The following is a 13,554-nucleotide window of genomic DNA, read 5'->3' on the forward strand; positions in this document are numbered from 1 at the left end:
GACTTCTACTTCGTTCAGAGCCCGCCCGTTCGCGGCTGGCCTGTTCGCTAAGGTACGGCACGCGCCCTTTTGAGCTTCAAGTCAGGCGGTGGAAGGCAATGACCCTCCAGGACCGCTTGTGATGTTGCAGAGGGGTGGTGATGGTTGGTTTAGTGACAAACCCAGCGCGAGCGGGCTACAGGTTTAAGATAGATCACGTAGAAAAGCGTTGCGTCAGAGCGACCAGATTGGCTTTGCTTTCCAGTATCGCGTTGACGTGTCTGGGCCTCGACACATCTCTGGCGCAGACGGTTGGCAATTACACACCAACAGGCAACAGCAACCAGGTCGGCGCGCAGAATTTCGGCGACGGCGCAACTCACATGATCGGTGGCGGCTATCAGACGATCACGGGCAGCGCCTCTGACTGGGATTATCCAGCCCTGATCGAACTGGAAAACCAGGGGCGATTGCTCGCGGTCGACGGAACGGCAGGCGGCAGTGTTGTCGGAAAAGTGGTTCTAGCCACAGGCGGGCGCGTGCTGAACACCAGCTATCGCGATCCGATTACCGGTGCGGCGCAGAATGTCTCCGTCTTCAACTCCAATAATTTCGACGCGACCGATTTCTCCGTTCGCGGCAACTCGACAAGCGCCAAGACATGGACGCTTGGTGGCGACCAGGGCTACTACCTCGACGGCCGTATCGCTACGGTTACGAACGGCTCAACATTGAACGTCGTTGTCGGTGATCCGACGGCGGAGCCGAAAGCCGTTCCCGGCAATACGCTGACGATGTTTTCCAAACAGACAAGCGTTTACAGAGCCGAAGGTGCGGCCGGCGGGACTATCAACTACAACAGCAATACGTGGTTCGATCTCGGAACGAGTGAGGGCGACAAGCCGGGGCCAGAAGTCGATCCGACTACCGGGCAGGCGACAGGAACTTTCTCCGAAACCAAATTCGATCGCGGTGTGACCTTTCCCGCCTCGACGTGGATCAATCCCGCCACCGGTGCGACGGAAACGATTCCAGGGGGAACCGTCACCGATCTCGCGACGTTCAAGAACTACAACAACTATCTCATCGGTCGGTTGCAGGCAGGTGCGCTGAACATCAACAATTACGCGACGCAGCTCCAAAGCGCCTACCGCACGACGACGTTCACCGCGACCTATCAGGCTGCGCCAGATCAGGTCACGGCACCCACGCTATGGGCGTCGCTGGGGCAGCGTGCCCTTGTCGCCGTTGATGGGGCGAACTCTGTCGTCAATTTCGGTGTCGACAGTAAGGTCAAGGACGGCACCTTAATCAGCTCCCATCACATCGCTTACGCCACTGGTGGTGCGACGGTGAACAATGAGGGCAAGCTGTCGGCCGGAACGAATGGCGGTTCCAACGGATTCGCCGGAGATGGCCTGATCCTGGCCGATTCCGGTTCGAAAGTCTTCAACCACGCCACCGGCTCGATCTCTAACTACGATCCCGGAACCTATCAGCCCAACAGCACGGCGGGTTTGACCGGCGTCAACAATTCCGTCGCGATCATGCTCTATGGCAATGGCACCAGCTTTCAGAATGATGGCATTGTCAATGTCGCCGGCGGCGGCAACAGCCAGAACAACGGGTTCCAGGCTGGCATTTATCTGAAGAACGGTGCGCCGACTGCGACCAATAACGGGGTCATCAATGTCGCCGTGAACGGCAATCTGTCGGATACATCAGTCTATGGCGTCGGCTTGGAAGGCCGCTCGACCTTCACGAACGACGGCGAGATCCATATTGGCCGCACTGGTCAGTACTCGTTGACGGACCCGACTACCGACGTTTCCAACAACCTCGCGCATATTTACGGCATCGGTGGCGGCGGTGGCTCCCAGATGGTCAATAATGGCCTTATCACCATCGGCAGCCTGACCGGCGGCGCGAGCGCGATGCGGATGGCCAATGGCGATGCGGCCAGTGTCGCCGCGAACACGGGTACGATCACCATCAACGGCGCGGTGACCACTACGCCGTTGCAGAATATCGGCATGGAGCTCCGCAATGCCGGTGGCACCAACAGCAACAGCGGCACTATCAATCTGAATGGCGTCAATGCCGTCGGCATCCACCTCCTGAGTGGCTCGTTGAACACGTCCGTTGCCAGCACCGGCGTGATCAATGTTGGCGGCGGCGTCGACCCGGCAACCGGCACGCGGAATTTCGGCGTCTGGGCTGAAGGCGATAGTGGCAAGACCTCGACTGCCAACATTGACGGACAGATCAATCTGACCGGCGTCGGCGGCATTGGCGTACATGCCCGCGGCATGAGCGAGGTCAATGTCGCCGCGACCGCCGTTCCGAACTTCATCAGCGGCTCGGACCAGATCGGCTTCTTCATCTACGGGCCGGATGCCGTCGTAAACACCGCCGCTACTGCGATGGACGTAGCAACCGCGCGCTCGACGCTCTTCCGCGTCGCCGATGGCGCCGACTACGACGCGTCGGGCACCACCATCACGGTCAGCGGCACTGATGCCGTCGGTATTGTTGGCACTGGCGCAACCACCGATGTTCATACCCAGGATGGTACGTTCAACCTGACCGGAGACGGTGCAACTGCGGTCGTCATCGAAGGCGGTGCGACAGCCACGATCCTGCCGGTCACCAATATCAACCTCAATGGCCCCAACACAGTTGCCGGGATCGTCGACGGCCAGAAACACGATCTCTTCGGAGCCCTCGTCGGCGCACCCGACCCGACGACACTGATCACCAACGCGGCGGATATCGGCTCGAACCAGGCCGGTGTGACCGCTTTCATAGCGCGCAATTCCGGGACGCTCGATACAGCTGGTGACATAACGCTTGCCGGAGCCAACAGCACAGGTATCCTTGCACAGGACGGTGGCAATGTCCGGATCGATGGGGCGCAGATCGCTGTCAATGGCTGGGCTACCCGTGCCTCTGGCGGCGCCGACAGCTTTGACCTCGATGGAGCCACTGTTGCTGGATCGGACGGCCTGTTCGAAGCAACTTCGAATGCGGATGCAACATTCGAAGCAAACGCTTCCACGCTGACGGGCCGTGTCCTCACCCAGCCAGGGAGCACGTCGGATGTTACTCTGACGGGCTCCACTCTGTGGACAATGGACGCGGACTCGAATGTCACTAATCTTCTGAACAATGGAAGCACGATCGCCTTCGCGAGCCCGATTGCAGGCTCGTTCAAGACATTGCTCGTCAACGAAAACCTTGTCGGAGAAAACGGCACCTTCGTGCTGAACACCTATCTTGGCACTGACAACTCCCCTTCCGACTTGATCCACGTCGAGGGCGATACAACGGGCACAAACAAGCTGCGCATCGTCAATGCCGGCGGTCCAGGTGCTCAAACCACCAGTGACGGTATCAAGGTGGTGCAGGTCGACGGTTCTTCTAATGGCCAGTTTTCTCTTCTGGGCGACTACGTGATCAAGGGTCAGCAGGCGGTCATCGGTGGAGCTTACGCTTATACCCTTTGGCATAACGGGGTCGCCAATCCGGCCGATGGGAATTGGTATCTGCGTTCTCAGTTGGCGAATCCTGTGATTGGTCCAGTTGACCCTGCAAATCCCGCAAACCCAGTAGACCCTGTAAACCCAGCAGATCCCGGTGGTCCTATCTACCAGCCAGGTGTACCTCTTTACGAAGCCTATCCGCAGGTGCTGCTTGGGCTGAATGGTCTTCCGACGCTGCAGCAGCGGGTTGGTAACCGGTATTGGATCGAGCGGCCGGCTCCTTCGCAGACCGTCTTCTGCAAGGACCCCACTCAGAATTTCCGGTGCCCGGTAACGGCAGAGCAGGCCGAATTCTACGCCGATGGCAAGCCGCGTCCGACGATCGAAGAAAACGGCGTCTGGGGTGTGATCGAAGGATCGTATGCCGAGCTGCAACCTCATGTGACCACCAGCGGGACTAACTACGATCTGACGACATGGAAGATGCGCGCTGGCATTGACGGTCTGATTTCGGAATCCGACAGGGGGAAGCTGATTGCAGGTTTCACGGTCCATTATGGTCACGCTTCCGCCGATGTCGCTTCGTTCTTCGGTCCCGGAAGCATCTCGACCGATGGTTATGGCCTCGGTGCGACCGCTACATGGTATGGGTCGAATGGCTTCTATCTCGATGCTCAGGGACAGTTAAGCTGGTACAATAGTAACCTGTCGTCCGACTGGATCGGTAACCTGGCAAACGGCAGCGATGGCTTTGGTTACGCCCTCTCGCTCGAGGGCGGCCAGCGTGTCGGATTGGGAGAGAACTGGACCATTATCCCGCAGGCGCAACTGGTTTACTCTAATGTGCGCTTCGACGCCTTCACCGATCCATCAGGCGCAGATGTCTCGCTCGACCATGCCGATAGCCTTCGCGGCCGGCTCGGGCTTGCCTTCGAATATCAGAATAGTTGGAAGAGCGAAGGGGGCCAGATTGATCGGGCTGCACTCTACGGCATCAGCAATCTGCACTACGAGTTCCTGGAGGGGACCAGGGTCAATGTTTCGCAAATCCGATTCACGTCGGAAAACGATCCGCTCTGGGGCGAAATCGGTTTCGGTGGTTCCTATAACTGGAACGATGACAAATATTCCCTCTACGGAGAATTATCCGCAAGCACCAGTCTCCAAAACTTCGGGGATAGCTATTCGCTCAATGGCAAGGCTGGATTGCGCGTCAAGTGGTAAGAACTAAAAGATCTTTTCCTTCAACCGGGCTCCTTTCGCGGGAGCCCGGTTTCGTCAGCGGATGTCATATCCACAGGCGTCTTTTTCTTTTTGGAACAGCCTCCATACTTGCCGGTTGCGATACAACCGTGCCATCGGATTTGACGGAAGGTGTGACCAGAGCTGATCAATATGCTGCAGAACCATTTGCGGTTCGTCCAGTCGATCGAAGCAGATATGCTCCTGAATTTCGGCCCCAGCGTATTGCGAAGACGACTGGTGAAGAGCCAGGTACGATCGTCGTGGATACAGAGGCTCGACAACTCTTTCTGATCGAAGACGCCTATACGGTCATGCGCTACGGGGTAGCCGTCGGCGCTTCGGAGCACCGTTGGCGAGGTATCGCACACGTCGGGCGAATGGCGAAATGGCCGGCTTGGTACCCTACGGACGACATGCACGCTCAAACATCCGGGTTACCACGCCGGATTGAACCCGGTCCGTCCAATCCTCTCGGAGCGCGGGCACTCTATCTTTTTGCAGGCGGGCGCGACACGCTCTACCGCATTCACGGGACTTCGGAGCCGTGGACGATCGGAACAGAAGCCTCCTCAGGCTGCATTCGTCTCGTCAACGAGGACATCATCGAACTCTTCGAGCGTGTTCAAATGTACGCAAAAGTCATCGTGATTTAGAAGTCGAACACTGCGCGACCAGGGGCACGTCAGCATCTGGCATCCGGCGAGCCATAAGCCTTGCCCGGCTGGAATGAATGGCTTGATCGAAAATCGGCCCAAAGGCCCCAAAACCTTTACTTTTGCGTTCAGATTTGGAGGGTCGCGAATGTTGCCCTACCAGCTGAGCTTGAAGCCGACCTTGGCGCCGGCGGAGTTGCTGTCGCCAAAGTCCTTCAGGCTGGTTCGGGCGAAGGCTTCGCCGTAAACCGTGGTCCTGTCGCCGAGGTTCAATGACCCGCCAAGTCCGACGCCGCCCCACAGAGGCTGGTTCTTGCTGACCAGGCTGGCATCGGATACGTGGACGTTCGAACCGTCGAGGAAATCGTAATAGAGGTTGGCGATCCCATAGACATGCGATCGGTTGATCTGTCCGGCGGCATTCTTCCATCCATTCTCATAATCCGCCGAAAGACCGATCCTGCCTGTGAGCGATTGACCATCGTCGAGCGACACGCGGGCGCCGTAGGGATCGGTAAAGTCGTTGAACCTGACAGAGGAATAGCTGAGCTGGACCTGGGGCGTGATCGACCAGTTGTCGTGGAGCGGAATCTTCTGGCCGCTCTCGATGCTGAGAGCGTAGCCGAAGCCGTTATTGCCCTCTGTGAGCTTTCTTCCGAGCGTGGCCGAGGTGAGATCGGTGTCGTACCAGGTTGCCTGCGCCTGGGCATCGGCGTAGAAGCCGCTGTTGCCGTACCAGGTAAGCGAACCGCCGAGACCATAGCCGTTGGCATCGATAGAGCCTGTGCCGAAGATCGACGAAACGTTCGAGGAGACCGTTCCGTAGTGGACGGTGACCCCGCCGATCAGGGCGCCAGCCTCGCCGTCGTAGAACAAGCCATCAAGACCAGCCTCGAACTTCCACGTCGTGGCGGTGTAATCGGCGCCGGTCGCCGATCGCTCGGGATCGAATTTTGCATGCGCCGCCTCGATGCGCGCCCAGATGGCTTTGCCGCCTGCGGGCGCCTGGTCGAACATGTCAGTGCCTTGCGGTGTGGCCTCACCATTGCCCCATGTTCGATTGCCGATGCGTTGCTGCAGGGTGCCGAGTTCGTTGAAGCTCTGCAGGACGCCGGCATAGGCCTCGTAGAGCGGCACGCCTGGCGCGTAAAGCGGCTGCGGATCCGGCACGGCGCCACTCGGATCGTCCGGAAGGGTATAGGTCGAGCGCAAATACCAGTCGCCGTCGGATGGCGTCGAGACGCCCCCCTTGTAAAGGCGGTAAGCATAGGCGCCGCCGACCACGGCCTGCTGGCCCTGGAACGTGTAATCACCGGCAAGGCTGAAGATGCCATTCGAAGCGCCGCCGACCTCTACGATCCTGATCCCTTCGACTGTCTGGGCGCCGGCGCCGCCGACATTGATGACCTTGACGTTGGTTGTTCCGGACGTATTGCCGGTGACGACAAGCCTGTCGGTCGGCGAGGCATCGCCGCCAAGCTGGGACTCGATTTCCAGCCTGCCGCCGTCACCCGTATAGTTGCCCGCGACGGTCAATGTTCCGATCGAATTGCCTGGCGCCACCGTGCCGCCGGCAAAATTGTCGGTGTCACAGACAGTCCCTATGCCTTGCAGGCGGCCGCCGGAGAGCACATTGACATCGCCGCAAAGGCTGCCGTTGACCGAAAGGGTACCGGCCTCGATCGACGTCGTGCCGCTGAAGGCCGAACTGTCGGCGGTAAGTCGCGTCAGGCCGGAGCCGATCTGGCGAATGGTGCCAGAACCGGATATCACGCCGTTGAAGATGTACTTGTCGGCGCGGTCAAAAGCGAGAGTACCGTTGTTGGCGATATCGCCGACAATCGATCCGGCGATGCCTCCATTTCCAAGCTGCAAGGTTCCCGCCTGGATCGCCGTTCCGCCGGTGTAGGTGTTGGCTCCGGTGAGCACGAGCGTACCGACGTCGGTCTTGACAAGCTGGCTGGTGCCGGCAAGTTCCGATGCGATGGTGGCGGTGATACCCGCACTGGCGCTGGTGCCATCGCCGACGCGGATCGTCGCTACCGGGCCGACCAGATCAATGGCGTCGCCCCGGACGACATAGCCGCTGGTCATGAACTGCATGCCCGAAGTCGTCACCTGGCCATGACTGTTGTCGACCGTCACGGTGCCGGCCGTGCCGGCAAACACCGCAAAGCCAGCATCGCTATAGGACGCATTGATCGAACCCGTGCTGTTAGCCCAATCGCCATTGCCGGCCGAACTCTGCCACACCCCGTCACCGCCATTGATGACGCCATCGAACCGCGTACCGGAGCCGCCGTCCCAATAATTCAGGGTCAATCCGTCCGTGTTGACGAGGTTCACCTGATGGGAGATGGCGGTCTGCAGGAAATAATCCGAAGACGGTATCGTGCCGAGCGCCAGGCCGTTATCGGTCAGCGCGCCGGCATAGTTGAACAGACGGTAGACACCGGGACTGAACGTTCCGGTAGGCGGGACCGCCACATTCAGCGTTCCGTCGAGCACGAGATTGCCGCCGACGATGGTCAGGTCGTTGAGTACTCCCGCCGGAACGTTCGCCTGCCCTAAGCTGTAGTTCAACGTCGAACCGCCCGAGAGTGTCAGGTTCCCCGCGATCGTCAAAGTGCCCGGCGCGCCATTTGCCGAACCTGGAGACAGCGTCGCGCCGTTCGCAATTGTGACATTGCCGCCGATCGTGCCGGCCCCGCCGAGTGTCGCGCCGTTCGACACCGAAGTCAGGCCTGTCGCTCCGCTCTGATTGCCGTCGATGTAGAGGCTGCCCGCTGACACGATCGAACTGCCGGCATAGCTGTTGGTGCCGGTCAGCGTCAGCGCCGCGGCCCCCGTCTTGGTGAAGCCGCCGGCGCCATCGACCACACCATTGACGGTCAGATCGCCAAGTGTATCGAAGGTGCCGCTGCCGGCCCCCAACGTGACGCCCCGCGCCAGAACAATGGCATTCGTATTGCGCAGTGAGCCGCCGTCGAGCGTCAGGTTGCCGGACGCACTGCCGAGATTGGCATCGGTCGTAAACTGCAGCGTTCCCTGGTTGATCCGCGTGCCGCCGGTATAGGTATTGTTCCCGGTGAGCACCAGTGTGCCGAGATCGGCCTTGACGAGCTGCGAATTGCCCTGCAGCGCCGATGCGATGGTCGCGGTATAGGCACCTCCTGCCGATGTCCCGTCGCCGACACGGATAATCGACTGCGGGCCGACAAGGGTGACGCTGTCGCCCTGTACAGTGTAGCCATCGGTTGCGAACTGCATGCCGGCGGCTTGCACCTGACCGTTACTATCGTCGACCTGAACTGTGCCGGCCGTGCCGCCGAAGATCGCAAAGCTGCCATTGGAGAACCGTGCATTGAGGTGCCCCGTGGTATCGGTCCAGTTATCGTCGCCACTCGCCCGCCATGTGCCGCTGCCACCGTTGACAAGATCGTTGAACTTGGGACCGGCACCGCCGTCCCAGTAATTGAGCGTCTGGCCGGCGATGTTGACCAGATTGACCTGGTTTGCGACCGAGGTCTGCACGATATAGTCGGGTGACGTGTCGGCCAACCCGAGATCGGTCAGCGTCCCGTCATAGCTGATGATGCGGTAGATGCCCGGCCCGAAATTGCCTCCTGGCGTCTCAGATACGTTCAAGAGGCCTGCGAGGGTCAGATTGCCGTGCACGACGGTCAGGTCGTTGTAGGGGCCGCCAACGACGCCTGCCTGCCCTAAATTGTAGTTCAGTGTCGCGTTGGCAGCGAGGGTCAAATTGCCGTTGATCGTCAAGGTGCCGGGCGTGGAACCGACATTGCCCGGATTGAGCGCGCCGTTATCGAGCACATTCACATTGCCGCCGATCGTACCTGTGCCGCCGAGCGCGCCGCCGGCCTCGACAACCGTCGCACCGGTCGCGGCCGATTGATCGCCATCGACGATGAGCGTGCCCGCCTGCACCGTCGTGGTGCCTGCGTAGCTGTTGTTCGCTGTCAGGATCGTGACGCCGCTTCCGCTCTGGTCGAGGCCGCCGGTGCCGGAGATCAGCCCACCGAAATTGTAACTATTGTTCCGGTTGAAGGCGAGCGTGCCGTTATCGACGATATTGCCGGTGATCGAGCCGACGGCGCCGCCATTGCCAAGCTGCAAAGTGCCGCCCGCGATCGTCGTGCCGCCGGCATAGCTGTTGTCGGCAGCAAGCGCGAGCGTGCCAGCGCCGCCCTTGGTCAAGGCCCCCGTCCCGCCAATGGCGCCGTTGAGCGTCAGCGTTGTCAGATTGTCGGTATCGAAGATGCCGCCGCCGGCATTGAGCGTCGCCGTGCGCGCTGAGGTGAACGATGCAGTCGTTTGTAGGGCGGCGCCGTTGAGAGCAAGCGTTCCGGTCGTATCGCCGAGATTGGCGTCCGACGCGACCTGGACTGTGCCGCCATTGATGACGGTCCCACCCTGGTAGGTATTGGCACCGTTCAGAACCAGCGTGCCGCTACCTGTCTTGGTCAGCGTACCTGCCCCGCCGATCGCGCCATTGAGGGTGAGGTCTGCGTCTGTGTTAAATGTACCGCCGGCAACGTCCAGCGTTACGCTGCGTGCCGTGGTAATTGCCGCTGTGTTGCGCAGGATGCCGCCGGCAAAGCTCAGTCCACCGGCCGCGTTGCCGAGGTTGGCATCGGCTGATATTTGCAGCGTGCCGCCGTTGATCGCGGTGCCGCCGGTGTAGCTGTTGCTTCCCGACAGCACCAATGTACCGAGATCGCTCTTCACGAGTTCGCTGCTGCCTGTGAGATCGGAGGCGATGGTCGCGACAAAAGAAGCGCCGGCGGCCGAGCCGTCGCCGACGCGGATGAGCGACTGCGGTCCGACCAGCTCGATATCGCCACCCTGGACCGTATAACCGCCGGTAGCGAACTGCATGCCGCCCGCCTGCACTTGGCCATTGCCGTTGTCGACCGCAACCGTGCCGGCCGCCCCCTGGAAGATGGCGAAACTGCCATTGGCGAAGGGGGCGGCGAAGAGGCCGGTACTATCCGTCCAGTTCTGATCGCCCGCTGCCCGCCAGGTCCCGTTGCCGCCATCGATGATGCTGTTGGAATGCGGCCCGGCATCGCCGTCCCAATAGCTGAGCGTCAGACCGGCCGAGTTGACGAGGTTCACCTGGTTTGCAACCGCCGTCTGCACGAAATAGTTCGGATCCATGACATCAAGGCCGTTGTTGGTCAGCGTTCCGCCATAGTTGAAGATGCGATAGACGCCGGGGCCGAAGGTGCCGCCTGCCGTCTGCGTCACGTTGAGCGTACCGTCGAGCGTCAGATTGCCGCCGACGCTGATCAGGTCGTTGAGCGAACCGCCGGAGACGTTGGCCTGACCGAAGTCGACGTTGACGTTCGAGGTATTGTTGAGCGTCAGCGCGCCGTTGATGGTCAGTGTACCTGGCGCATTCCCGGCGGCCCCTGGAGCAAGCGTGCCGCCATTGGTCACCGTGACGTCACCGCCGATGGTTCCTGTCCCGCCGAGGGTCGCACCGCTCGAAACCGTGGTAAGCCCCGTTGCAGCCGACTGATCGCCGCTGACCAGCAGGGTGCCCGCACTGACATTGGTCGCGCCAGTGTAGCTGTTGGTGCCGGTGAGCGTCGTGATGCCGCTGCCGAGATTGTTCACCCCACCCGTGCCAGAGATCGCCCCGGCAAAAGAATAGGCATCCGATCGGTCAAATACGAGTATGCCGTTGTTCGTCACATCGCCGCTGATCGACCCCGAGGTACCGCCATTGCCGAGCTGCAGGGTGCCCGCCGAGATCGTCGTGCCACCGGTATAGCTGTTATTGGCCGTCAGGATGGTCGTGCCGGAGCCGATCTGGCCGACCGCGCCGCTGCCAGAGATCAGTCCGGCGAAAGTGTAGGTGTCCGAGCGGTCGAAGGCGAGCGTGCCGTTGTTCGTCACATCGCCGCTGATCGAACCCGAGGTGCCGCCATTGCCGAGCTGCAACGTACCGGCCGAGATCGTCGTGCCACCGGTATAACCGTCGTCGGCCGTCAGGATGGTCGTGCCGGAGCCGATCTGGCCGACAGCGCCGCTGCCCGAAATCAATCCCGCGAAAGTGTAGGTGTCGGATCGGTCAAAGGCGAGCGTGCCGTTGTTCGTCACATCGCCGCTGATCGAACCCGACGTGCCGCCATTGCCAAGTTGTAGCGTGCCGGCCGAGATCGTCGTGCCGCCGGTATAGCCGTTGTTGGCCGTCAGCACAGTCGTGCCGGAGCCGATCTGGCTGACCGCGCCGCTGCCCGAAATCAATCCCGCGAAAGTGTAGGTGTCGGATCGGTCGAAGGCGAGCGTGCCGTTGTTCGTCACATCGCCGCTGATCGAACCCGACGCGCCGCCATTGCCAAATTGCAGTGTGCCGGCCGAAATCGTCGTGCCGCCCGTGTAGGTGTTGTTGCCGGTAAACACCGCCGTGCCGGTGCCGATCTTGGTGAGCGCGCCCGTGCCGCTGAACGGCGACGTAGCGGTGACATTGAAGGCGCCGGTATCGAGCGTGAGCCCACCTGCGCCGATGTTGAGCCTGGTGCCGGTAAACCCGCTAATAAAGGCCGTGTTGCTGGCGGTGGCGCGCAGCGTGGCACCGTCGAAGTTGGCCTGTGCCGTTCCTGGTCCGGCTGTCAGCGCCCCTGTGGAAAGGGTGCTGCCGCCAGATAGGTTGAGCGCGGCCGTTGAGGCTGCGACGGCAGTCATCGTTACCGTATTGGCGGTCGCCGCCGCTCCGTTGGCAACCGTCAGCGTACCCTGGCCAAAGGCACCGATGTTGAGTGCCGCGCTGGTGTTCAACTGGGAGCCCGCGCCGGTGATGGTGGCTATTCCAGTTCCGGTGGCGCTGAGGGTGGGTCCCCCAATCGAGATCTGGCCGGTCGCTGTCACCACAGCCCCGTTTGTCACATTCAGCGTGCCACTGCCGCCGCCGCTGCCGCCCTGACCTCTGCCGACAGTCAGGACTCCATTTACATTCCACTTGGATCCGGCGCCGGAAATGTTGGCGATGCTGCTTGCGCCGCTAATTGCATATAGCGTTGAGACTCCAGAGGTGAGCGTACTGCCACCCGTAAGGTTAATCACTCCCGTACCCGAGACGCCACCTTGGCCAAGACTCAGGTTCGCCCCCCCTGTGCTGACGGTGGCCCCATTGGCAATGTTCAGTGTGCCCGAACTGCCAGTGGCTCCACCGAGGATGACGCTTGTCGCCGTAGACCAGGACGATCCCGCGCCTGTGACCGTCACTGTTCCATTTCCGAACTGGCCAATGTAGTTCGTGCCGGTCGTCACACTGGACGACAGCGTGCTCCCGTTCTGAATCGTGAGCGCGCTCGTGCCTGTCGTCGTGCCCATCTGGAGGTTGCCGATCGTCGAACTCGCCGCACCGGACACACCCAGCACCGCAGGATTGGGCGAGTTCGTGTTGATCGTGACCGTGCCGGTGCCGCTCGGAGCCGTGCCCGTCGACCAGTTGCTGCCAACAGTCCAATCGGCACTCGTCGTGCCCTTCCAGACCTGCGCGCCGGCCGGGGCCGGCCAGCCGCACATAACCATCGCACCCACGCTGACGCCAGCCAACAGTGCATGGGACCGGTGCTTCTCGCCGCTCCCAAAGGTGCGAGTACCGTCAAAAAGGGCTCGGCTTCCGCCATTTCGGCGGCCCTCGGATGCGGGGATTCGAGCGGGATGGATGGTCAATGCGGTGTTATCGGCGCGTGTTAAAGGATCCCGTTTCCCGCGATACAGCTTATAATGATCAGAAACATCGCCGCCTGTTCGAATTGTCACGCCGTGCCCCACATAAATTATTGGTAAATAATGCTTTTCTCGACGAATCGAGCTCTATGAAGATTGCAGAAAACGGCAGGATTGTATTTTAGAATGTTTCTGTATCTATCAAAATATTGCGATTTTTGTAAAATACTGCAACGTATCGTTGCCAGAATGTTACTTTACTGCCGCAGCAACTAATACGAGTAGAGAGCCTGACCGGCATAGTGCCGTTCCGCTCGATAACGCTGAGGCGGAATGGACACGGGTTAACTCACACGGTCCGTTGAGGCGCCAACCAACACCATGTCGCCGATTGAGGAATCATGGCAAATTAAGACGGGATATGTATTTGCTGGCCTGTCGCAAATTCCCTGGTGAACGAGCTGTTGACCGTCAGCGAGGAAATTGCCGCT

The 13,554-nt window shown here is 60.5% G+C and carries 3 protein-coding genes and 2 pseudogenes; 2 read left to right on the forward strand and 3 right to left on the reverse strand.

Going from position 1 to position 13,554, the window contains the following annotated elements; genetic code table 11:
* Positions 1-227 precede the first annotated feature (227 nt).
* Positions 228-4,685: an autotransporter outer membrane beta-barrel domain-containing protein gene (locus DQ393_RS11915; RefSeq protein ID WP_181592328.1), complete on the forward strand. Its 4,458-nt coding sequence runs from the start codon at positions 228-230 to the stop codon at positions 4,683-4,685.
* Positions 4,686-4,837: 152 nt separating this feature from the next.
* Positions 4,838-5,359, forward strand: coding sequence for a L,D-transpeptidase (locus DQ393_RS11920; protein ID WP_245430323.1), 522 nt, complete (start codon positions 4,838-4,840; stop codon positions 5,357-5,359).
* Positions 5,360-5,515: 156 nt separating this feature from the next.
* On the opposite strand, the gene DQ393_RS34290 is transcribed toward DQ393_RS11920, so the two are convergent.
* The 3 genes and pseudogenes from DQ393_RS34290 to DQ393_RS34300 form a co-directional block, all read right to left on the reverse strand.
* A complete protein-coding gene (locus DQ393_RS34290) occupies positions 5,516-7,462 on the reverse strand; it encodes an autotransporter outer membrane beta-barrel domain-containing protein (protein WP_432422001.1) in 1,947 nt (648 codons plus the stop codon).
* Between the two features lie 195 nt (positions 7,463-7,657).
* A pseudogene (locus DQ393_RS34295) lies at positions 7,658-9,577 on the reverse strand (autotransporter-associated beta strand repeat-containing protein); the annotation flags it as partial.
* Between the two features lie 192 nt (positions 9,578-9,769).
* Positions 9,770-12,922: pseudogene (locus DQ393_RS34300) on the reverse strand (beta strand repeat-containing protein); the annotation flags it as partial.
* Positions 12,923-13,554 lie beyond the last annotated feature (632 nt).

This window comes from Martinezella tropici (assembly GCF_003287875.1).
GTDB lineage: Bacteria > Pseudomonadota > Alphaproteobacteria > Rhizobiales > Rhizobiaceae > Rhizobium > Rhizobium tropici_C.